The sequence below is a fragment of the Anabaenopsis tanganyikae CS-531 genome, assembly GCF_029891675.1.
In the GTDB taxonomy this organism is placed as follows: Bacteria; Cyanobacteriota; Cyanobacteriia; order Cyanobacteriales; family Nostocaceae; genus Anabaenopsis; species Anabaenopsis arnoldii.
Genome location: NZ_JANQDF010000083.1, coordinates 1 through 23,532 on the forward strand (window position 1 = coordinate 1; position 23,532 = coordinate 23,532).

20 protein-coding genes and 3 pseudogenes are annotated in these 23,532 nt (G+C 41.2%); 12 read left to right on the top strand and 11 right to left on the bottom strand.

Annotation, left to right across the window (positions count from 1 at the left end; all coding sequences use genetic code 11):
• Positions 1-125, top strand: a 125-nt coding sequence (locus NWP22_RS08205; RefSeq protein WP_280801731.1) for a transposase, incomplete at its 5' end; no start/stop codon positions are given.
• Here the strand turns inward: NWP22_RS08205 and NWP22_RS08210 are convergent.
• The gene (locus NWP22_RS08210) at positions 93-389 is read right to left on the bottom strand and encodes a COG3415 family protein (protein WP_280801724.1); all 297 of its coding nucleotides are present in this window, start codon (positions 387-389) and stop codon (positions 93-95) included. The two genes, NWP22_RS08205 and NWP22_RS08210, sit on opposite strands and share 33 nt — an antisense overlap.
• A gap of 428 nt (positions 390-817) precedes the next feature.
• Between NWP22_RS08210 and NWP22_RS08215 the strand changes: the two genes are divergently transcribed.
• Positions 818-2,215, top strand: coding sequence for an amidohydrolase (locus NWP22_RS08215; protein ID WP_280801732.1), 1,398 nt, complete (start codon positions 818-820; stop codon positions 2,213-2,215).
• Positions 2,216-2,228: 13 nt separating this feature from the next.
• Here NWP22_RS08215 and NWP22_RS08220 read toward each other — a convergent pair whose 3' ends face one another.
• Positions 2,229-2,690: a hypothetical protein gene (locus NWP22_RS08220; protein ID WP_271734554.1), complete on the bottom strand. Its 462-nt coding sequence runs from the start codon at positions 2,688-2,690 to the stop codon at positions 2,229-2,231.
• A gap of 202 nt (positions 2,691-2,892) precedes the next feature.
• Between NWP22_RS08220 and NWP22_RS08225 the strand changes: the two genes are divergently transcribed.
• Entirely contained in the window at positions 2,893-4,929 is a 2,037-nt protein-coding gene (locus NWP22_RS08225) for a glycoside hydrolase family 10-like protein (RefSeq protein WP_271734552.1), read from the top strand.
• Here the strand turns inward: NWP22_RS08225 and glsA are convergent.
• Positions 4,926-5,906 (bottom strand): glutaminase A, encoded by a 981-nt coding sequence (glsA, locus tag NWP22_RS08230; RefSeq protein WP_271734551.1) that lies wholly within the window; start codon positions 5,904-5,906, stop codon positions 4,926-4,928. The genes NWP22_RS08225 and glsA overlap by 4 nt on opposite strands.
• A gap of 779 nt (positions 5,907-6,685) precedes the next feature.
• Here glsA and NWP22_RS08235 point away from each other — a divergent pair.
• From NWP22_RS08235 to sodB, 3 genes are all read left to right on the top strand, one after another.
• Positions 6,686-7,762: a septal ring lytic transglycosylase RlpA family protein gene (locus NWP22_RS08235; RefSeq protein ID WP_271734609.1), complete on the top strand. Its 1,077-nt coding sequence runs from the start codon at positions 6,686-6,688 to the stop codon at positions 7,760-7,762.
• Between the two features lie 120 nt (positions 7,763-7,882).
• Positions 7,883-9,481: a bifunctional pantoate--beta-alanine ligase/(d)CMP kinase gene (locus tag NWP22_RS08240; RefSeq protein WP_280801725.1), complete on the top strand. Its 1,599-nt coding sequence runs from the start codon at positions 7,883-7,885 to the stop codon at positions 9,479-9,481.
• Positions 9,482-9,694: 213 nt separating this feature from the next.
• Positions 9,695-10,297, top strand: a complete 603-nt coding sequence (gene sodB, locus NWP22_RS08245; protein WP_271734549.1) for a superoxide dismutase [Fe] — start codon at positions 9,695-9,697, stop codon at positions 10,295-10,297.
• Between the two features lie 210 nt (positions 10,298-10,507).
• Here sodB and NWP22_RS08250 read toward each other — a convergent pair whose 3' ends face one another.
• Positions 10,508-11,299 (bottom strand): MBL fold metallo-hydrolase, encoded by a 792-nt coding sequence (locus tag NWP22_RS08250; protein WP_271734548.1) that lies wholly within the window; start codon positions 11,297-11,299, stop codon positions 10,508-10,510.
• 40 nt (positions 11,300-11,339) lie between these two features.
• Entirely contained in the window at positions 11,340-11,540 is a 201-nt protein-coding gene (locus NWP22_RS08255) for a nuclear transport factor 2-like protein (RefSeq protein WP_280791980.1), read from the bottom strand.
• Positions 11,541-11,671: 131 nt separating this feature from the next.
• Here NWP22_RS08255 and NWP22_RS08260 point away from each other — a divergent pair, with 131 nt between their 5' ends.
• Positions 11,672-12,061, top strand: coding sequence for a hypothetical protein (locus NWP22_RS08260; RefSeq protein WP_280791979.1), 390 nt, complete (start codon positions 11,672-11,674; stop codon positions 12,059-12,061).
• 42 nt (positions 12,062-12,103) lie between these two features.
• Here the strand turns inward: NWP22_RS08260 and NWP22_RS08265 are convergent, their stop codons facing one another.
• Positions 12,104-12,502: a DUF6335 family protein gene (locus NWP22_RS08265; protein ID WP_271734543.1), complete on the bottom strand. Its 399-nt coding sequence runs from the start codon at positions 12,500-12,502 to the stop codon at positions 12,104-12,106.
• A gap of 262 nt (positions 12,503-12,764) precedes the next feature.
• Here NWP22_RS08265 and NWP22_RS08270 point away from each other — a divergent pair, with 262 nt between their 5' ends.
• Entirely contained in the window at positions 12,765-13,151 is a 387-nt protein-coding gene (locus NWP22_RS08270) for a DUF2267 domain-containing protein (RefSeq protein ID WP_271734541.1), read from the top strand.
• Positions 13,152-13,204: 53 nt separating this feature from the next.
• Positions 13,205-14,296, top strand: coding sequence for a DJ-1/PfpI/YhbO family deglycase/protease (locus NWP22_RS08275; RefSeq protein ID WP_271734540.1), 1,092 nt, complete (start codon positions 13,205-13,207; stop codon positions 14,294-14,296).
• 285 nt (positions 14,297-14,581) lie between these two features.
• Here NWP22_RS08275 and NWP22_RS08280 read toward each other — a convergent pair whose 3' ends face one another.
• From NWP22_RS08280 to NWP22_RS08300, 5 genes and pseudogenes are all read right to left on the bottom strand, one after another.
• Complete coding sequence (locus NWP22_RS08280; protein WP_271734539.1) at positions 14,582-16,249, bottom strand: PfaD family polyunsaturated fatty acid/polyketide biosynthesis protein; 1,668 nt, start codon at positions 16,247-16,249, stop codon at positions 14,582-14,584.
• Between the two features lie 126 nt (positions 16,250-16,375).
• A complete protein-coding gene (locus tag NWP22_RS08285) occupies positions 16,376-17,068 on the bottom strand; it encodes a hypothetical protein (protein ID WP_271734537.1) in 693 nt (230 codons plus the stop codon).
• Between the two features lie 153 nt (positions 17,069-17,221).
• Positions 17,222-18,037, bottom strand: a pseudogene (locus NWP22_RS08290) (phosphopantetheine-binding protein); the annotation flags it as partial.
• Positions 18,038-18,241: 204 nt separating this feature from the next.
• Positions 18,242-18,778: pseudogene (locus NWP22_RS08295) on the bottom strand (beta-ketoacyl synthase N-terminal-like domain-containing protein); the annotation flags it as partial.
• A 404-nt stretch (positions 18,779-19,182) separates the two neighbouring features.
• Positions 19,183-19,446 (bottom strand): hypothetical protein, encoded by a 264-nt coding sequence (locus tag NWP22_RS08300; protein WP_271734530.1) that lies wholly within the window; start codon positions 19,444-19,446, stop codon positions 19,183-19,185.
• 981 nt (positions 19,447-20,427) lie between these two features.
• Between NWP22_RS08300 and NWP22_RS08305 the strand changes: the two genes are divergently transcribed.
• The 3 genes and pseudogenes from NWP22_RS08305 (at position 20,428) to bchB (ending at position 23,384) form a co-directional block, all read left to right on the top strand.
• Complete coding sequence (locus NWP22_RS08305; protein WP_271734528.1) at positions 20,428-20,751, top strand: hypothetical protein; 324 nt, start codon at positions 20,428-20,430, stop codon at positions 20,749-20,751.
• Positions 20,752-21,093: 342 nt separating this feature from the next.
• Positions 21,094-21,504 (top strand): annotated as a pseudogene (locus NWP22_RS08310) (ATP-binding cassette domain-containing protein); the annotation flags it as partial.
• Between the two features lie 353 nt (positions 21,505-21,857).
• Positions 21,858-23,384, top strand: coding sequence for a ferredoxin:protochlorophyllide reductase (ATP-dependent) subunit B (gene bchB / locus NWP22_RS08315; protein WP_271734526.1), 1,527 nt, complete (start codon positions 21,858-21,860; stop codon positions 23,382-23,384).
• Positions 23,385-23,532: the final 148 nt, after the last annotated feature.

Below are 23,532 nucleotides of genomic sequence, written 5' to 3' on the forward strand. Positions count from 1 at the left end.
GTACTGTAGAAGGAATTAATAATAAACTCAAGTTAATTAAAAGACTTGGATATGGCTTCCGTAATTTCAGTAATTTTAGATTACGCAGTTTATTAAACTGGCATTTTACTATTGATTATCCATAAAAGTAACAGAAGAACCGTTTTTTCTTGATAGCGATCGCATAATTCTCTGAGCAACAAATCATTTTTCTCCTCCACCAAAGATTGAATGATCCTCAATTGCTCGTTTTGAATTGTTGGTTGTTGGTATCCTCCACGTGGTTTCGCCTCAATTTTTCCATTTTGACGACAATGACGCAACAGATTTCGCACAAAAGACAAGCTGACCTTAAATCTTTCAGCCAACTGACGTTGAGAGCCTTCCTTTGCTTCCCAAGCTATAATCACACGACGACGGAAATCACCTGAGTACGATAACTGGCATCGAATCTAATAATCACTTCTTTCACACCTTACCGCATTTTGTGGTTCAATTACCTGGAAATTGCTGTAATTCTGGAGAAAGTTCCCCTGCTAAGATTTCTTCTCTGGGAATGCAAGTTTTGAATACTGAGGGCAGCATAGGACTAAGAAGATAGTTTATACTTAATGGTTGATACTTAACTATTCTGCAATCTCAACCAGTGACTAGACAAATTTATCATTTTCCTTTCAAATAACCTATCAAAACATAGAGGGTTAGGGTGGGGTCAAACAATAGTTAATACACTAATCATGACTTGACAAACATTCTCTTAGCTTCCGACCCATCAACCGTCAACAGTCAACAGTCAACAGTCAACCGTCAACCGTCAACCACCAACAAGGTTAAAATCGTGAATTTTACCATTCAGAATGTTTTAATTGCTACTGACAATGCTTATCTCACCCTAGATGTACAAGTAATAGATGGTAAGATAGCCGCCATAGCACCGGATTTAGATGTGGTTGGTAATACCATTGATGGTAGTAATAAGCTTTTACTCCCTGGTTTCTTTAACGCCCATACCCACTCATCGGAAATGTGGCAACGGGGTATTATGTCCATGTTGCCTTTAGAATTATGGTTAGGGGAATTATATGACTTTGCGCCTCTGGATTTAGAAAAAGTTTATCTGAGTGCTTTGGGAACCGCTGTGGAAACTTTACTTTCCGGTGGTACTAGTGTGGTAGACCATTTGGTGTTAACTCCTGGACAGGAGTTAGAAACTATCGCTGCTGCGGTTCGTGCTTATGAAGAAGTGGGAATACGTGCTTTTATCGCACCCCTGATTCAAGATCAGTCCCTCACTGCGGGTATACCGGGGGGAGAGTCAAATCAAAACCATGCACCGTATTTTCGCTCAACTGCGGCTACCTTGGAAATTATAGAGGAAGCAGTCAGACAATTTCACCGTCCTGAAGCAGGTATAAGTATTGTGGTGGCACCAACGGGGATACAATTGTGCAGCGATAGTTTATTTATAGGATGTATTGAGTTAAGCGATCGCCATCATCTTTGTCGTCACTCTCATTTACTAGAAACTAAAGCACAGGAAAAACTCGCCCAGGAAAAATACGGTTGTACCGCAGTCCAGCATCTACAACGCATCGGATATTTAAGCGATCGCACATCCTTGGCTCATTGTGTTTGGTTAAACAATAACGATATCACCATCCTCGCCCAAACTCAATGTACAGTTGTGCATAACCCCTTGAGTAACCTCCGTTTAGGCAGTGGTATCGCCCCTATTTTAAAATATCTCCAAGCCGGGGTAAATGTTTCCTTTGGTTGTGATGGTGCTTCCAGTAATGATTCCCAAGACTTACTAGAAGCCATCAAAATCGGTTCCATCTTACACAACACTACAGACCCAGACTATCACAACTGGATCACACCCAGAAAATCTGTAGAAATGGCCTCCCTAGGAGGCGCAAAAGGGCTGAATGTAGCTGACAAACTTGGTTCCCTCACCCTAGGGAAACAAGCCGATTTAGTCATGTATGATCTCACCAGTCTATCATTACTACCCCGAACAGATCCCATTGGCTTATTAGTATTAGGTCGTCCTATCAATGTTGTCCATAGTGCTTGGGTAAATGGAAAGCAAATTGTTAGCAATGGTCAAGTTAACACCATTAAAGTAGATGATTTACAGCAAGAATTATTTAAAGTTAGTCAGTGGGAAACAAAGCGCAAATCTCCAACCGTAGCAGAAATACAAACCCATTATCGCCAAGTCATGGACATATAGCCTCTGCTGACCTTTACGCCTCTTTACTTTGAAAATAACCCAAACTCCAATTTTTCGGTTCCCTTAACTGACTGAACTTACCTTGAAGAATAAATTGTACTGCAATTCGAGTGTTTAAAAATCCCCTCACCCGATTGTAATCATTAGTGTCATCAACTCCAGATACAACCTTGCCAATCTTCTGAGAACGTCCACAGTGAGTAGAAGAACCAGGTATTGTTAAGGTGAACAATCCATCATGTTCGTATCCTGCGGGAACTAAAAATATAGCATAGACATGATGTCGTCCACGCCAGGGTTGAACCACTAATGTATCAGGATGTGCGTAGTATTTATGATCTCCTTCCTCCTGAAATACCCATTGCTGACACCTAACTATAGGCTTTTGTTCAGAGAGATAATTACAGATATAAGCAAATGCTATAACGCTCAATAAACCAAGTAAAAATAACGTGTAAACTATAGGTTTTCGCACTTTTTCAATGGTAGGCTAATTGTTTAAATTCATATCTAAGCTAGTGAATTCAGAATCCCGCGTTCATCATACTTTTATCCTCAAAAATACACAGAAGTCACTTAAATTATTAAAATTTATACACTATCACAGTGGCTATGGGTCTGCTGTTGTTAAATTAACAAATAGTGTAAGAATGAAGCCAAGTTAGTTAATATCGGTCATGATATCTAATTCTACTCGTTTCCCGGATGTTCAAAATCATTGGGCCGGCTTATTCATCCAAGAATTAGCGGTGCGTCGAATTTTAAATGGCTATCCTGATGGCAGTTTCCGACCAGATAGCCCAGTGACTCGTGCGGAGTTTGCTGCTATAATTGCCGCAGTATTTACAGTATCAGCAAAGCGTCGTTATGTCCCCTTTGCTGATGTCCCGGCTAATCATTGGGCTGTGAGTGGTATTAAAAAAGCTTACGAAAGCGGATTTATTATTGGTTATCCCGACGGGAATTTCCGCCCCAATGACAGAATTATCCGCGGCGATGCTTTAGTTGCTTTAGTCAATGGTTTGGCAATAGCTATTGATGCTCCACCAGACTTGCTGAGTAAATTACCAGAAATATATCAAGATGCGGAAAAAATCCCTGGTTATGCTAGAAATCAAGTGGCGATCGCTACTCAAACAGAATTAGTAGCTAGTTACCCCAACACGAAGTTACTCAACCCTACTTTACCAGCCACCCGTGCAGAAGTGGCAGTAATTGTATATCAAGCTTTGGTTTACTTAGGTAGAGCCGATAAAATATTATCTAATTATATCATAGTTACCCCAAAACTTGTCAATACTCCTAAAACTGTCAAGGTAAATCATCAGCGAGAGTTTCGGGGGGCGTGGGTGACAACAGTATGGAATAGTGACTGGCCCTCTAAAGCCGGACTCTCAACAGCACAACAGCAAGCTGAATTGATTGCAATTCTCGACCGATTACAAGCACTCAACTTCAACGCCCTGATTTTGCAGGTGCGACCAGAAGGTGATGCTTTATATGCTTCCCAACTAGAACCCTGGAGCGCTTGGTTGACGGGAACTCAAGGGAAACCACCAGAACCATTTTATGACCCTTTGGAATTTGCGATCGCTCAATGTCACCAACGTAATATTGAACTTCATGCTTGGTTCAACCCCTACCGGGCCAAAACTAGCATCACAGCTAGACCCAACGCCAGAAACCATATAGCTTTGACAAATCCCGAAGTAGTTTACAAATGGGGTAATCAACTATGGATGGACCCAGGAATCAAAATCGTCCAGGATAGGGCGTACAACGTGATGATGGATGTTGTGCGTCGCTATGATATAGATGCCATTCACTTGGATGATTATTTTTATCCCTATCCCATCGAGGGTCAAACCTTCCCCGATAGTAAAACCTATGCAGCTTATAGATCAACTGGTGGTCAACTCAGCTTAAGTGACTGGCGACGGGAAAACGTGAATCAAATGGTATTACGGCTATTTCAAGGAATCAAAGCCATAAAGCCCCACGTCAAATTCGGTATTAGTCCCTTTGGTATTTACCGACCTGGACAACCACCAGGAATAAATGGCCTAGATGCTTATAGTGTACTGTATGCTGATGCTAAAAAATGGTTAGAACAAGGTTGGGTGGATTATATCGCCCCTCAACTTTATTGGCGCATTGACCAGACCGCACAAAGTTATCCCACACTACTAAAATGGTGGACAGAAATTAATCCTCAGCAGCGACATATATATGTAGGCAACAATATTAGTCAACTTGATGGCAAAGCTTGGAAGAGTGGAGAGATTAGCAAACAAGTTACCATCACTCGCAACCTAGCTGCTAACTTGTCACTGGGTAATATCTTTTTTAGCATGAGTCACATTAATCAAAACCGTCAGGGAATTGCTGACAGTTTCCGCAATTCCCTTTATCCCACCCCCGCCATAGTACCTACTATGTCATGGCAGAATACAGACCCACCACCACCACCCCGAGAACTACAAGTTAATAATCGTCGCCTAAGTTGGGAACCCGGCGATGAGCAACCCGTGCGTTCTTGGACACTTTATCGACAGACTGGTGAAAATTGGGTACTTCAGCGGGTCTTATCTGCTGGAACTTATGGCTACGCCACGCCAGCTACCGCCACGGTGCAACAAGCTGGAACCTATGCAGTGTGTGCTGTTGATAGGTTGGCGAATGAGAGTCTGGGAGCGGTAATTACAGTGAGTTAAAATTTCAGTCCCTCACCTGAACATTCAAATAAATGTAACCCTAATCGCTGGGAAAGTTCCTCACACACTTTCACTCCCCGGACACTATTACCACGGACATCTAACAATGGCGAAAATACCCCAATGCCCATTTTATGGGGTACAACCGCCATAATTCCACCACAAACCCCACTTTTAGCCGGAATACCAACTTTGTAAGCCCATTCCCCAGCAAAGTTATACATACCGCAGGTGTACATGACGCTGAGAATATCTTTAATGTAACGACTATCTATTGCTTGTTCTCCTGTAATCGGGTTCATACCTCTGTTAGCAAGGGTGGCCGCCATCACCGCTAAATCCTGGCAATTTACCATCACAGCACACTGCTGAAAGTAAAGATCCAAAACTTCTTCAATGTTTTGGTCAATCATGCCAAAATTGAGCATTAAATGTGCTATGGCGCGGTTGCGATGTCCCGTACTACGTTCAGAGGTAAACACTGAGATATCAACCAGTGCATTCTGTCCGGTGTATTTCTGAAACATATCCAGAACCCGGTTTAAGCGTTCCGTCGCACCAGACCCTTTAATTAAACTGGTAGTGGCGATCGCACCTGCATTTACCATGGGGTTATAAGGTCGCTTCGATTGTTCATCGAGAATAATGGCGTTGAATGCGTCTCCTGTTGGTTCAACCCCCACTTTAGTTAAGACATAATCCCGTCCATGATCTTCTAAAGCCAGTCCATAAGCAAACACTTTGGAAATGGACTGGATAGTAAATTGGTGTTGATTATCCCCGACTTCGTACCTTTGACCATCTACTGTGACAATGCAAATGCTGAATAATTCTGGATTTACCTTTGCCAGTTCTGGAATATAGTTTGCTAGTGTACCCTCCTTGAGTAACTTGTATTGGGAATATAAGTCGTTGAGAACAGCTAAAAATGGCGCTGAACCGATTTCTACATTTTCTGGATTTGCTTTGTTTGCCATGAGCCTAATATTTTTCTCTCGGAAATCATATTTAAGTTAATCTAGCAACCGAAAATATATGTAATTTTCGCTACTTTATTTTTTGTTAGCTCAAGCCAGTGAAGCTTTTTTAATTTTCTCATCATTGATTTTAATTTGTAAAAAAATACTTTTTAGTTACCAAATGATGGGGGTTTTTCAGTAATTAAATGGCATATATACATAAAATATAATACTTAAATATATACTTGTGTAAATGTATTTACTGAGAAAAGGTCTCATCAGATGACTAACCACTAGAACATGACTGCTAGCCTATTTAAAATTAAAAATATTTGTATGTAGACTTACAGATGATTTTGAGTGGGCTGCCCAAAAATTCCTCAAGGAAATATACTCAAGTATTTTGAGGGAGTTTTGACAAAAATATATTTAATAAATTTATATGTTTCTTAAAATACATTTTTCTCTTAGGAGTGTTATTACTAATCAAAAACCGCCGAAATATTAGATTTTCATATGAAAGCTTGAGTCAGTTACAAAAAACGTTACATCCTCAAAATCCTGATTTGAAAACGGTTTCGCCGCGGAAATTAGAATTGAAATCGAATAAAGTGATTTAGATCTACGGTAAAACCCTGATCCCCAACCTTCAAAGTTCGTGATAGTGTGTTGCAGTTATAAATCAAAAAAGTGAAACCCAGAACCCAGGAAACTTCATGGGAGATGTCACTGAAACTGGCAAAAAATCCCAGGAACTAAAAAACTGCTGTTCTACACTCGCTTTAAAAATCGGACGCATGAATCAACGATATTTGTGGACTATTGTCGCCCTGTTTCTGACTGTTGTGGGTACGCCCTTAGTCGGACGCACTCAAACTACTACTACAAAGCAAACTAATCGAGTTTCTCCAGAAACATCAGTTAAAAATGTAGTTAAAGTAGGAGAGTTTCAAACCTCATCTGGGAAACTGACTTCCGATGCTGTGATAACAAACATTCATTCTCACTACATTGGAGGTCGTAAAGCGGCAACCCTGTTTATCAAAAATATTCCAGTTATTACCTTTTTGAGTTCTCAGCCACAGCCGCAAAGTTTGACGGTGAGTGGAATTGGAACTACTGCGGGACAACAGTCCTCTGGTCGCACGGGGACGAGTGTAGGGAACTTGAGGAATGCGACAAAGGAAAAGAAATCCCTTAATGATGACCCGGTTTATAGAGCTGGACTCATAGCAGCCAGTATTAACCAGCTAGTGCGTAATGGTGAGGATGCTCAACAGATTACCGTTAGTTGGAGGGGTCAGGGCGAATCTACAGATGGCAACAAAAGTGCCTCTGTCACACAACACACCGGCGAGAGCTATACGATTAAAATTAAAGATCGGGAATTGGTGGAAATCAATGCAAAAACCATCCTAGCAGGAACCACCGAAAATCTCGCAGAAGATGCATTGCAAGTAACTAATCGCTTGCGGAGACTCATTGGTAATGCATCTCCCATCACAGAAATTGCTAATCTCCCTGAACCAGTAAAAGTTGGTTCGCAGCAGCCCGCACAGCAGCTTGCGAGCAACAAACGACTCACTTTCCGTGGTATAGCTTCCTTTTACGGTCGCGGTTTTGCTGGTAGACCTACCGCCACCGGTGAAAGATTTAATCCCGAAGGTATGACTGCAGCCCATCGTAGCTTACCTTTCGGCACGCGAGTTCGTGTGACTAACACCCGTAATGGTCGTTCGGTTGTGGTGCGAATTAATGACCGAGGCCCATTCATTCGCGGTAGAGTCATCGATGTATCCACTGGTGCTGCTCGTAGCTTAGGAATGATTAACAACGGTTTAGCACCTGTGAAGATTGAAGTTATGGGGCGATAATTCCTGAGAATTTCAGTGGATAATGTCCCCAGTCCCTAATACCCCTAGTTCCATACCCCAGCCCCCTATTTCAGATATAAACTAACGGGGGAGAGGCTTAAAAAGAACTAGGGGTATTTTGTGCGTCTGCTGACAACAGTTGCAGCTTTACGCTGCTATTTAACTCAACTTTGTTCACAACATCAGTTCAGGGTTCCCGAAGATTTGGGACTAGATGCGATGTCTAGCTGGTACCAGACGGCTGTCGGTTTGGTGCCAACTATGGGAGGATTACATCAAGGTCATTTGAGCTTGATGGCAAGGGCAAGGCAAGAAAATTCTACGGTGATTGTCAGTATTTTTGTCAATCCCCTGCAATTTGGCCCCCATGAAGATTATCAACGTTATCCCCGCACTTTAGAGCTAGACCAACAAATGTGTAGAAAAGCGGGGGTAGATGCGATTTTTGCCCCCACACCAGAGGAAATGGGTGTTTCTCAGAACAGTCTAGAAGCATCTCAACTGACACAAGTAATGCCTCCATGTGCTATGATGTCCAGTTTGTGTGGTCGTTCTCGCATTGGTCACTTTCAGGGTGTCGCGACGATTGTCACCAAGCTTTTTAACTTGGTACAACCCGACCGCGCCTACTTTGGACAAAAAGATGGTCAACAACTAGCTATTATTAGACGGTTGGTGAGTGATTTAAATTTGCCAGTAGAGATTATTGCTTGTCCAACCCTGCGGGAAGAGTCGGGTCTGGCTTTAAGTTCTCGTAACCAATATTTGACTGCACAAGAAAAAGCCCAAGCAGTAATTTTATATCAAGCTTTACGGGCTAGTGCTGCTGGGTTTGGTAAGGGTGTTCGTGATCGCAGTACCCTCATAGGATTGGTACAGCAAGAACTGGCAAAGGTTCCTAATCTCATGGTGGAATATATTGAATTAGTTAATCCGAGTACGTTAATGTCTTTAGAAACAGTTGAGGAGGAGGGAATGCTGGCGATCGCAGGTCGTCTTGGTTCCACACGTTTGATTGATAATACCATCCTGCGCGATCGTCAGCCCATCATCGCTATCGATGGACCAGCCGGTGCTGGTAAATCTACAGTGGCTCGTCAAGTGGCCACTCACCTGGGTTTAGTGTATCTCGATACAGGAGCTATGTATCGGGCTGTGACTTGGCTGGTGCTGCAAAAGGGTATTGCTCTTGATGATGAATGCGCCATTGCTGAGTTAGTTAATCGGTGCAATATTGAACTTACCCCCACTGAGGATCTGCAATCTCCCGTCAGGGTTTGGATTAATGGTACTGATGTAACTCAAGCAATTCGCACAATTGAAGTGACATCTCAAGTATCGGCGATCGCAGCACAAAGCGCCGTGCGTCAAGCACTCGTTAAACAACAGCAAAGCTGGGGTAAAAAAGGTGGTTTAGTCGCCGAAGGTCGAGACATTGGGACTCATGTCTTCCCCGATGCCGAAGTTAAGGTATTCTTAACCGCATCTGTTGATGAACGAGCACATCGCCGTCAGCAAGACTTGAAAAAACAGGGACAACCCGAAGTGAATCTAGAGCGTCTCAAAGGCGACATTGCCGAACGAGACCGAAAAGATAGCACTCGGAAAATTTCCCCTTTACAAAAAGCAGCGGATGCAGTAGAAATACAGTCTGATGGTCTTAACGTGTCTGAAGTTACAGCACAAATTGTTAACTACTATCAAAAACGCTTATCTTAGTTGTCGAGCATCTCTGATATTTCTACCTTTATGCAATTTGGCTCAAATCAAACAGTATTTTGCCCGAATCCTCCCTTTGGTAGTAGAATGACAATGTTAAGTTTTATATCCTATAGCGTTGGGATAGAAAACGCATACAGATAACACCTGTCGTTTCCTAAGTTTCGCTCAACAGTTTTAAACCGGAAAACAGTCAAGAGAGGATTTCACAAAATGGCATTTACACAACCCCCCTTACCTTACGACTTTAACGCTCTCGAGCCCTATGGCATGAAGGGAGAAACATTTGAGTATCACTATGGCAAACATCATGCAGCCTATGTGACTAACTTAAATAAGCTGACTGACGGTACAGAACTGGCTGACAAATCTTTGGAAGAGGTCATCCAAATTGCCTTTAAAGACTCCTCTAAGGTGGGAATCTTCAACAATGCTGCTCAAGTTTGGAATCACACCTTTTTCTGGAATTGCTTAAAGCCCGCAGGTGGGGGCGCACCCACTGGCGACCTTGCAGCCAAAATTAATCAGGATTTTGGTAGCTTTGACAAATTTAAAGAAGAATTTTCTAACGCTGCAGCAACTCAATTCGGTAGCGGTTGGGCTTGGTTAGTTGATGACGGTGGTACTCTCAAGATCATGAAAACACCAAATGCAGAGAACCCCTTAGCCCATGGCAAAAAAGCCCTCCTAACTTTAGATGTTTGGGAACACGCCTACTACATTGACTATAAAAATGCGCGTCCTGCTTTCATCAAGAATTTCTTAGACCAATTAGTCAATTGGGACTTTGCTGCCGCAAATTACGCTCAAGCCTGATAATTTCTCAGTCTTACTCTGAGTTTAACCCTAGTTAATTCTAGAAAGTAAAAATCAGTTAATTCAAAGTACTCAGTCACGATTAGTATCGTGGCTGTTTTTACTCAGGACAGTAAGCTCTGTACTTGCTACAGGTGCTTGGTAAATACAAACACAATTGATTTGAGAATTGCGGTGGCGACTAAAATCGCCAACGGCTAACCGCCATATCTAGAGCTTGGACTTGCTCACAGTTGAATTATTCCTCAACTGCAATTCTCGGCGATCGCCCGGGGTGAGTTCCATCACCTGGGTAGACAAATTATATTGCTGCAGTAGGCAATTAAATTCTGCCACACTTCCTTGAGCTTTCAAGAATTTCGTCAGCACACCTTCAAAAACCACATCTCCACCCGCGGCCGTGGGAAGCATAATTTGAGGTTGTAACCATTGTGCAACTTCCAATGCACTCTTCCTACCTTTAATAACTGGCAAGCCTAAAGGCAATGTTATATCTACTATCGGCGTAATCACCACGTCAACCGGGGCAAATTGTTTAATTTCCGGCGAATGAGACCCATGAGGCTCATAATAAATTGTTAACCCACTGGTTAATTCTTTAATCAGATAACCATTTTCTACCAGATTATAACCTACCACAGAGCCGGGAACAGCTGTGATTTCCACTTGTTGATTCAAGTTGAAACTTTCCCCGTGCTTCAGGGATGTTACGTAATTGTAGCCCAACTCACGTGATAATTTTGCCGCATTGGCAGAACCCACAACCTTAATTTCATGATCTAGTTGTTTAAGAGTCGGTGGATGAGCGTGGTCTTCTAAACCTTGAGACAGCAAAATCAAATCAATATTTTGTGGTATGGGGCGTTCTTGTATCCGAGAACCTTTGAAAAACCAATCTAAATTGCCAAAAGTTAAAGAACCAACCAGCCAAGGATCCAGTAATATGCGTTGGTTACCCATTTCCAGTAACCAACTATTGCTGTCTAACCAAGTTAAGTACATAATCAAATTAAAAATAATACTTACCCTATTATGGATGAGTTCACCGCAATTGTGCTACCATCTCTTGGGGATTCCAGTAAGCGCGAGTTGTTTGAATCTTACCAGCTGAGTTGATTTCAAAAATCGTAATTCCTGCAAAGATAACTGGCTTACCTGTCTTACTCACCCACCCTTCTGGATTCATTGCGGCAATATTGGCAAAGTAGGCAGATACAATCTTTTCAATGGTTTGGGGTGACATGATGGGAGTTGATAACTGATAGATTAAAAATATCTTTTTATTTTACAGTAAATTCACGGAAAAATACTCAAAGGTGGATGGTTTACCTGAGAGTTGCAATACAATATGACAGGTAGTTTCCCATAAAAACGGTGAAAAAATCGGTTATTGCCAAAATACTCATTCCATCCTTAACTTGCTTAACTGTATTTGTCCCCAGTCCAGCACCTGCCCAATTGTTACCACAACCCTGGGTTTCTGTGGGTGAAAAGGATGGAGAAGTCACCTATGCTGCTGGTGTGAGAGTTTTAGATTTTGGTTTTGAGATCGGTAGAGGTCCCGAAGGTGCTACTGGAGGAGATGTTTTAAAATTCTTCAGTTTACCAGTGATTTCACCTTATGTCGGACTTGGCTGGTATTCAGAAGACCAAGGTGTTGCTGTTTCTGGCGGTGTCCAAATAGGTGCTACCGATAATATTTTTGTCGGTGCTGGTTACAATTCTGTGCGAGGATTTAATGGACAATTAGGCATTAGGTTTTAACTTATCCTCACATCCCAAAACTTAAATTTTTAAGTTTTGGGTTTAATCTTTCCGCTCTTGATAATCATCAGAAGACATCGGATCTAATTCCCAGCGAGAATGATCACGCCGCTCTAAAATATCCTCAGTATGGAGAAAATCACCGTCATTCATCGGTAATCCTACTGCCTTTCCTAAATCATCAGTTACACTTTGATCAGGAGTAGGGGCAGTACCACCTACAGCTTCATCTCCGACCGTATCTTCCTGTTGCCAATAAGCATCAACATCACCGCCAGTAATTTCCGGACTTGTGTGTGTATACTGACGTTTTCTTTGTCTGAGCGATCGCCCGCCAATATTATACCCCGGCAAATCCTTAACACCAGTACCGTAAGATTCGGTAATTTCTGCGGTTAAATCATCAGAATTGACTTCTTGATTCTGATTATTTTCTTCCATAAATAATATTAATTCTATTTACCGATTCATCATAACCTTACCAAAGGTAAAGACAGTATCACCAAGGGTATATTACTTTAGTGATAAAAAAATATATCCCCTGAGTACGAAGAAAAAATAGTAATTAGAAGATACTTTAATAAATAAGTCTCAATTGAAATTCCTCAACTGTGTAGGAGTGAAATCCATATATTAGCAATTAAATAGGAATTAAATCAATAGTCTACTCTTAATTACAAATTACAATAAAAAGAGGTATAGAATGGAATATAACGAGTTTATTACACACGTACAAAGCCTAGCTCAATCAAATTCTCGTGAAGAAGCCGAACGCGCCACCCGTGCTACCTTAGAAACCATCACAGAGCGTATCCCCGGCGATGAATTCAAAGAAGTAGCAGCAGAATTACCACAAGAATTAGCTCAATCTTTGCAAAGGCGAGAAGGAGAAACTAGTGAACCTTTCAACCTGCAAGAATTCATTACTCGTGTGAGTCAAAGAGAAAATATAGAACCGACAACCAGCGCCATTCATGTTCGGGCTGTATTTGCAGTCTTACAAAACGCCATTAAGCCTGACAAATTCAGCAAATTTCATAATTATTTTGATCATGACTATGAGGAACTATTCACCACATCACCAACTTAAATTCCTGCAGTCAAGCATCCTATTGAGTAAAATTATTAACCTAGGCAAAAATCATGACCAATCATAACAATCATTCTCGGAAGAAAAAAGTCGCCATCCTCATAGAACATGGATTTGAGGATATAGAATTTACTATCCCGTGTAATGGACTAAAGCAAGCTGGGATGGAGATAGTTGTCCTCGGTTCACGCATGAATGAAAAATATAAAGGTAAACGAGGTAAAGTTTCAGTTCAGCCCGACGCTACCACCACAGAAGCCATAGCAGCGGAATTTGACGCAGTAGTAATTCCCGGTGGTATGGCCCCGGATAAAATGCGGCGGAACCCGAACACAGTCAGCTTTGTGCAAAAAGCCATGGAACAAGGGAAATGGGTAGCAGCTGTATGTCACGGGCCGCAACTTTTAATTGAAGGTGATTTGCTCAAAGGTAGAAAAGCCACGGGCTTTACTGCTATCCGCAAAGATATGATTAATGCAGGTGTAAATTACCTAGATGAACCCTTAGTGGTAGATAGGAATTTAATTACCTCACGCGAACCAGGAGACTTAGGGATTTTCACCACAGCATTGCTCAGTCGTCTGGGGTACGGTGGTAAAGATGCTGCACTTCCAGAGGAAAAAGATACTAGCGCCCAGTGGTGGAAACTCGCTGATGCTTGGGGTGGTTCTACTAAAGGTGAAATTACCAGGGGGTTGAATATAGCACTGAGTGGGGAGCGTTATTCAATGGAAGCCTTAGAACAGTACACCCAAAAAGAATCAGATCACGAAGTGCGATCGCTGTTTCAAGAGATGATTAGTAATAGACAGCGCCACATTCAGAAATTGGAAACCTATCTCAACACACTCCATGAAAAACCTTCGATAGTGGCAAATATCGCCAATCAATACGCCAAAGTTAAAAGTACCTTTACTGGTAGCGATGACATCTATCAGTTACGTTGCGCCCTAGGAGATGTACAAACAGGTCTTGGCGATATTAGCAATTTGTCTGCAATGTATACTGACCCCGTAGCAACCGCGATATTTAAGGAAATTTACCAGGACTTACTTAAATACGAGCAGCGATTAGCACAACTATATCGCCGAGGCATAGGCACTGAAATTCAGCCTCCCAAGCCCACCACAGGCGTAGCTCTGTAGATATCTAGCAACTGCGACGAAATAGGGTTACCGCTGGGAGAATCAATTCAGAATCTTGATCCCTTAGCCAGTCCCCGCTACTCTAAGAGGATGTTTGTCAAGTTATGATTAGTGTATCAAATATTGTTTTACCCCACCCTAACCCTCCCCTTGTAAGGGGAGGAGACTGGATTTTATTGTTTTTTGTGCGGTCGGTGAGCGAAGTCGAACCGTGTTCCCCAATCCTTCGGTGTTCCCTGTTCCCTAAGATAAAAATTACCTGTTGAAAACTTATCAAACAACCTCTTACAATTTACCAGAAATGACTGGATGATACTGAGTATAAGAATCGGGTATTTGTAATCCTTGAATCTTCAGATTTTGTAATCTGTATAAAAATGCTGCTCCTATCATCATATGATGGGCAACATCAACTACCTTCCGATTATTTAAATCTGCCAAGTAAGAACCTTGTATCCAGTTATTGAAGCTTCCCATAGATGGACCGCACCAGATTTGATAATCAATTTCCCGACCTTTCTCACCAGAGTTAGACCAACGAGAAGACAATCCTAGATACCAGCGAAAAATTAGAGCCATTTTCAGCTTGGGATTGTTGGCGGCTTTGTGCAGTTTTTCGGGATTACGTTGAGATAAATAATTAACTGTTTCTTGCCAAATGCTATCTAGACTATTTCTGAAGATTTGCTTTTCTATCTTCTCTCTTTCGGTAACAGGTATATCTTCAATTGAATCATAGTTTTTGTATAAGTCAAACAGTTTTTGCGCCCGGAGAGGAAAGAGCGTTCCTCTTTTGAGAACTTGCAGTTTTACTCCCATCTCAAACATATCTGCTGCTGGAGCCATCATCACATCAGCCATATCCGCTTGGGCTAGCAATTGTTTAGTATATTCAGAAGTTCCAGCTTCAATACAGGATTGGTTAATGGAACCAGTAACGACATAAGCAGCACCCATCATAAAAGCAGCCAATACTGATTGGGGAGTCGCAATTCCTCCCGCTACTCCAATTCTGACCGGTCTTTCGTAACCATATTGGCCTTGAATTTGATCTCTTAATTCCAAAATCGATGGTAACAGACAAACTAAGGGACGATTATCTGTGTGACCACCGGAATCTGCTTCCACGGTAATATCGTCAGCCATGGGAACTTTTGCGGCTATACTTGCCTGTAATTCACTGATGAGACCTTGCTGTACTAATCTTTTAAGAATTTTCACAGGAGCAGGTTCTAAGAATTTTGTGGCCACTTCTCGGCGAGAAACTTTGGCAATGACTTTATTTTTAATTTGGATTTGATTAGCTGCATTCAAGCCTAGTCCCGCAACCCGGTAGTAGACAACGTTATCAGTTAAATCTAAAAATGCAGATGCTTCTATTGTTCTGACTTGATATTTCAAATACAAATCAATTGTACCACGTTCAAGAGTAGGTTCACTGGGACTATGAAGTAAGTTAAAAGCGTAAATTCCTTCGGGTAGGGCTTGCTGAATACGCTTGATGGCTGCTTCCACACGGTCAGGAGAGAGACCACCAGCACCAAATGAACTTAAAATTTTCTCCTTACCAAGAGCTATTACTAATTGTTCAGAAGCAATACCATGAGCCATGGAACCAGTAGCATAGGCATATTTAACATTATGGAAATCTATAAAGTTGGGATCTCCTAACTGTTGAATATGTATAGGTGGAACGGACATCAACATTTCTTGTCCAGTTTTACCATTAGGATAATGAATTAATTCTCCTTGATTAGTAACACCAATTTTATCTTCTACTCTGATAATGTAACAAGGTTTAGCTAAGTTAATTAGTTTAGCTCTTATGCCATTACCATCAAAAGATATTGTATTTATATCACCATGCCATGCTTGACGGTTACTCACAAAAAAATTAGATGTTTTTAACAGTGAATTTCCGCGTTTATGACTGAGTACATTTTTGTTAAACATGAGGTTTTTAGGGTGTTATTTGTTAGGCATTATGAGGAGCAATTGTCGGCATAATTTTTAATTGCTTAAGAAACAATGGGGTATGGCTTTGTTATCATCATGAAATACTTTCGTGAATTAATGACTTTATGCGTTAAATATTTTCTGGTATAGATTTAGTTGTTGCTGGATTATGACGCTGATTTGATGTAGTGATTGTTGTCGTATTTCTAATACATTGCTGTGGTTTTGTGCCATGTAAAAAGCATTATATATCAGCTTCTGATACTGAGGATTGCGTAAATTATCTAGCTGTTCTTTATCAACTGTATGATCATTTTTGCAGTCTCTTTCTTCCACAATAAAAATCTCATCTTCTTGAGGTGAAATAGTATGACCTACTCCGACATTGTGTGATAGCTTGGGTAGCGAAGCCTTAGGGTTAACTGACAAGTCAGGGCTTGGTCTATCCTTCAATAATACACTAGAAGCTTTATCATCCCCGGCGATTAAGTTGCTCATAAATCTCTTTTCCTCAGCTAATACTGAATTTTTATTCAGAGAATATGTGGGTCTGGCTTGACTAAATTCCAGTAATTCATACTGCTGACTGGGAGGACTAATTGATGGGTTATAAAATTTTTCTGGGAATATTTCCTGCTTATTCTTACCCAGAAATATGTCATCAGTTTTCTGGCTACCCAAGGTGATGTTTTGATCTAGTATTTGATTGTGATTCAAGCTACGGTCTGAGAGAGAATACAGTGGCGACAAATCCATGTCCACTCTATGACTCAATAGCTTTGCTAATACTCTGATAATAGAAATATGATCATTCATAAATACTTTGTTCAAAACTATCTAAACCCTGGCAGTTACCACCCAAATAGCAATCCATGCCCACAATCGCTATTTTTGGTATTTGATTCTGTGTTGGTTTTCCCATCACCCAAATACTAAAAATGTTATTTAATTTTTATTGATGGTGGGCGTTGCTATAGTCCTGATGTACTCGGCTATTTCGGCCAGAGTCCGTAGCTGTGCCAGTTCCTCTAGATTGGGCCTGGGTAAATCGGGGTATATTTCTAATAATGCTCCCAAAATCTCCACCCGTTTGATGGAATCAATCCCTAAATCTGCTTCAATGTCCATGGACATCTCTAACATTTCACTGGGGTAGCCTGTTTGATCACTGACAATGGTGAGCAGGGTGGGCTGCAGGGTAGCTGGATCAATATCTACGGGTGGTGTGGCTACTATGGTTGCAGTGGGATTCTGCCGGGTGGCAATTATATCTGTAACTGGTATGGTTTGATGATGTGCACCCTGACCATTACCGTTACCACTACCGTTAGTTGTCACCGTCTGTAATTCAGTCGCCACAGCCGATACGGCTGTTACTGGTATGGGCCGATCTTCTCCGTATACCGGAGTATTCAAACTGTGTTGAATCCTGTCATCACAGGTTGGTAGTTGATGTTGCTGGACTAACTGGAAAAAGTTATGAGTATATTCTTGCTGATACTTCAGATATTGCTCATGAATGCGGAGGCTGTCAGCTTGATGATCGTGAAACCGCATCATGCTACGTTCTAAACTGGAGATGGCTAGTTGCTGGGTTTCGGGTTGTTTCTCAATGAATTGACCATTTCCCCAGAGGATATGCTGTTGTTGCATCAGCCCGAAAAAGCTGTTCGTGTATTCTGTTTGATGCCGCAAAGATTGTTCATGAACCTGCAATATTTGACGTTGATGGCGATTTAGTTGGATGAGAGTATACTCTAAGTTGTCTATAGCCCTTTGGTAATTCACAAATGTTTCTAAATTGGTTGGTGTAGAGTTGCTATCCTGTTGGTCTGATTGGCTGTTGTTCATAGATTTGGCAATACCATTCACTGCTACCTTGTTTGTAGGTGTGGTTTTCTGACCCGAATCCTCAGAAGTAAAAAGGTTTGGTGTTTCTGAGTGATTTTTGTTAACTGGGGCTGAGTTACCATTGCTCATTTTTTCCTAAATGGGATACTGCATTCTACAACTGAGTGGTAATGCTAATTGTCTACCCAGGGCTGCACCTAACACTACACCGGTGCGATCGCGAAGTCTATCGTAGATATGACGATTTCCAGATTCACCATGGCCAGCATCTTCTATGACAGATTTGTCCACCAGCAACCCTAACAACTGGGAAATATCTGTGACTTCTAAGATGTTGGGTGGTAGCCCAAATTCCATGGGATTAAAGTCAACTTCTCGGAGAAATCCGCCCCGTTTACGGTAGGTTTTGTCACGTGTTCTGGGTTTAGGGTCATAATAATCATCTATGCTCCAACGCGAAGCTCGAACATCAGTAATACAATCTACTTTGTGAATAATGTTTTCCCAATATTCCTGTAAGTTTTTGGCTTGGGGGAATATAAAAGCCATGCTGATGATGGCAATTGGGGTCTGTTGCCGTTTTGTGTTAATTTCCCTAGGGTTTAACGATACATTTGTCACCATTATTTTCTTCCCCTGTATGATCTGAAGCAGAAAATTTTCACAATTGCTGATATCTTATTGCAACTGTTGTAATTGAGCTTCAATTGTAGAAGCAGTAATGAATTCACGGTCACTATTTTGCTTGTCAAATTTAGATAGGTTCAGAGTTTTACTGTGTCAATGAGAGAGTTGAGAATAATCTATGCTCCACAAGGTTATTCTGGAAACATCAACAGCAGATATATGGAAGTTTGCCATAGGTGGGTGGAATAGTTGAATCTCGAAACCTCAGCCTCATGCACATCGATTAATTTGCTAATTACAGTTATATTAGGATGTTTGATTCTTGATCGCAACTCCTATGCAACTCCATATGTCTAACATAGATGAAACACCCTGTTAAGCCGGATGATATCAGCCGAGCAATTTCTTGGTCACATGGTTGTGCTTAGACATGATTAACTTGATTAACTTGATCAATAATTGTTTTCTGAATCCCCATGATTATCTTCTTTTTTCTTCATTGCCTTTTTCTGATTAGCAGCTAATAGTTTCTGCTCTAGCTCACTAATACTAATACCAAGCTCAGAAGCCGTTTTATTTTTCCACTCTTCTAGTTCAAAATCATGGTGATTTAGCCATTCATGCACCGCTAGTCGTGCCATTTCAGCTTTGCGAAGAGTTTGGCGAGCGGCATGAAAAATTAGCCTCTGATTATCAAAACTTGGTAAGGAGAGCATGAATCTCTGTAATCTCATTTTGTCTATGCTCTTGGAAGGGCAGTAAGTATGAACTCAATAATTATTTAATGTCTGACTTACTAGTATGTCATACGGTAAGGTTTTATTGGTATCAATTGCATATAAATTGCATAGATGAGACTTTTCGTATTTGTTGCCAAGGGGTTTTGAAGTTTATTTTCTAATTGGACTGTTGTATCCTACTATAAATCTATGTGTCAAAAATATTAACTTTAGATACTTAATTTATCTAAGATTTTTTACATCTGCCTAAAGATTGATTAAAATTGAAATCATTATTTTCAATATATAGACTATTGTCACAAAGTTCACCAGTCTAATATAGACATTAGTACCTCATGAGTGAATGAGTACAAACCTGAGAAATAACTAGACTAAGATTGGGTAGAATCTCCCCTATACATCAATTTTAATTTATTTGCACTACATCTATCCTGGGGAACATCGCTATGCTTCTAAAGCTTGATTATATTTACTTTCTAATTGCCATAAATGTTGTATAGTTCATTTATTTATGCTGATTATTAATGTTATTTCTATTCCTAGGTAAATTTATTTACTAATCAATTATTTATATCTCATTAAGAATATAAATAATTGATTATGTAGCATTTTTATCTGATGAAATAAGATTTTAATACTTGCTTAATTTCCATAACGTATTTACATATTATCTCTGTGCCAAATTGCCATTTTTTCATTTTAAAATTTATTTTCAAATATGTTGCTTATGGGTTGCAATTGAGGATCAAGATGTTTATGGTAGGTGATATAAAGGCTAATCAAATGCTGTTGAATTGCCAATCTGAGAAATACAGAGACATACAATTACTTGATGGTCTCCTATCTCTCTTCAGGGAAATTCACGTGCTCACACAATGCACTTGCATATCATTAAACCGTGCTGCATTAAGTATTGTACATCATTAGACGGACACGAAACTATAAAGGATTGCTGGCATGAGACTATCTGAGTTAGATCCACTCATACCGCTAATTGAGTTAAGAGAAGAACTTCTAAAATTGCCCAAGGGCTACTCGTTTTATGAACAAGAAATAATAGATTTCCTATCTAGACGAAGATGGCCTGAAAGTAATCGTCGTATTGATCGAACAACTTTTTGGCGATGGAGGACTGATAATAAGATTCAGCATCAAAAACTATTCAGCCGATTGGATGTTTTGAAACTATGCAAAATTTGCGACCATTACCGGATAGATGGAACACGGAGTGAATACTTAGCAATTTTGAAAAACGAACAAGCCGCAGTGATTAACAAGTAAGAATGTCTGAAGCTTTATTAAAAGCGGATGCTGCTCATGTATTCCATAGTTTTACCGGGATTATCCACAAGCAGACCGGATATACGACGACTGTCGTATATCTTCACCAACAAAAGATATCAACAACTTCTAGATATCTCTAACTGAGAAAAAAAGTGATTATGGTACCCAAGCAAAAGCACTTATTTACAAAACCTGTAAGAGGATGTTTGATAAGTTTTCAACAGGTAACTTTTATCTTAGGGAACAGGGAACACACCGAACACGGTATGGCTAACGCCACGCTATCCCTATCGACTTCGCTCACCGACCACACATAAAATCCAGTAGTTATGGTAGGGAACTGCTGTTGCTGCTTTAGGACGTTTAGAGACTCAAGGTGAAGTAGTCCGTTTATCTGCTCCTAATTCTCAAACTGGGGTGCGGATAGGAAAACTCTTGGTTAAGCAAGGGGGTTGAGTGTCTCAAGGACAGGTGGTGGTAATTCTTGACAATTATCACCCTCGACTTGCAGCTTTAGAAAAAGCGCAAAAACAAGTTGTAGTTGCTCAAGCTGTTGTCCATCAGGTAAAAGCGGGAGCAAAAGCCGGAGACATCTCTGCAAGACAAGCTACAATTGCTCGTCTAGAAGCACAGTTGCGTAATGCACAGATCCATGGTGTGAAATTGGGATATCGAGTCAATTACTATCCATCCAATCTTTCAGGAGGACAAAAGCAACGGGTAGCGATCGCCCGGGCTTGTGGTGTGTAATCCGACTTATGAATAGGTGTCAAATATAAGTCGCCCACAGTCATATTTTTCCCTAGGGAGTAAATACAGGTATTCTCTTCTCAAAATTATTGGGAACAATTTAATCATCAACATAATTAACAAAAATTGATAAAAATATTTATCAATTCGTTAAGAGTTATTTAATTCAACAATAGGAATACCAGTAAAAACAGAGGCTAGATGCCAATCACTAAGAGGGTTTGAGCTATTAACGACCTGCCCAAGCAGCCAAAATTACTATTTCTCACTAACTCCAAAGTTTTGAGACAATCAGAAGCGATTTAATCATCATGCACTCATAATTATTTGAGTAGAAAAGGGAGAACACAGTCATGAAATTGGCTTACTGGATGTATGCAGGACCTGCCCACATTGGCACTCTGCGGGTCGCTAGTTCATTTAAAAACGTTCATGCGATTATGCACGCCCCATTAGGCGATGATTACTTTAACGTCATGCGATCCATGTTATCGCGGGAGAAAAACTTCACCCCGGTGACCACCAGTGTAGTTGACCGCAACGTTTTAGCAAGGGGTTCTCAAGAAAAGGTAGTAGATAACATCACCCGCAAAGATGCCGAAGAACACCCAGATTTAATTGTGTTAACTCCCACCTGCACCTCTAGCATCCTACAAGAAGACCTGCACAATTTTGTCGAGCGGGCGCAGCTGGAGGCTAAAGGAGACGTGATGCTAGCGGATGTCAACCACTACCGTTTCAACGAACTACAAGCCGCCGATCGCACCCTGCACCAAATCGTGCAATACTACATTGAAAAAGCCAGGAAGCGGGGCGAATTACCCCAAGGGAAAACCACAAAACCATCTGTTAACATCATTGGTAATTCTACTCTTGGTTTCCATAATAACCACGACTGTACGGAACTGAAGCGGTTAATGGCGGATTTGGGAATCGAAGTCAATACGATCATTCCCGAAGGTGCTGCGGTTCATGACTTGAAAAAACTGCCCCAAGCCTGGTTTAACCTGGTTCCTTATCGGGAATTGGGTTTAGCCACTGCTACTTACCTAGAACAAGAATTTGGAACGCCTTATGTAGACATCACCCCTATGGGGGTAGTAGAAACTGCTCGGTGTATTCGCAAGATTCAGCAGGTGATTAACGCCCAGGGTGCGGAGGTAGACTACGAAGACTTTATCAATGAACAAACTCTCCATGTGTCTCAGGCGGCTTGGTTCTCCCGTTCTATTGACTGTCAAAATTTGACTGGTAAAAAAGCTGTGGTATTTGGTGATAATACCCACGCCGCGGGAATCACGAAGATTTTAGCGCGGGAAATGGGGATTCACGTTGTCTGGGCGGGAACCTACTGTAAATATGATGCTGAGTGGTTCCGGGAACAGGTGAGTGAATATTGTGATCAAGTGTTGATTAGCGACGACCATGGGGAAATTGGTGATGCGATCGCCCGTGTCGAACCCGCAGCGATTTTTGGGACACAAATGGAACGCCACGTTGGTAAACGCTTAGATATTCCTTGTGGTGTAATTGCGTCACCCATACACGTGCAGAACTTCCCCATCGGTTACAAACCATTTTTAGGTTACGAAGGTACAAATCAAATTACAGATTTAATTTACAACTCCTTCACCTTGGGAATGGAAGACCACCTGTTAGAAATATTTGGGGGACACGATACCAAAGAAGTAATCACCAAAGGAATTTCAGCCGCATCTGACCTCAACTGGACCAAGGACGGTCAAGCAGAACTAAACAAAATTCCCGGATTTGTCCGTGGTAAAGTCAAGCGCAACACGGAGAAATTTGCCCGTGATCGCGGCTTAAAAGAGATAAACGCCGAAGTCCTTTACGCAGCTAAAGAAGCTGTAGGCGCTTAGTCAAAATCCTGTTAAACACAACATCTTCATTGTCCCTTTCCGGTGGGGAGAGGGACTCCATGAAATCGCCAATACCCGACCCCCACATCTGACGCAATAAACCTCTGCGTCCCTTTGCGTTAAAAATCATCTTCCGGCGATATACTTA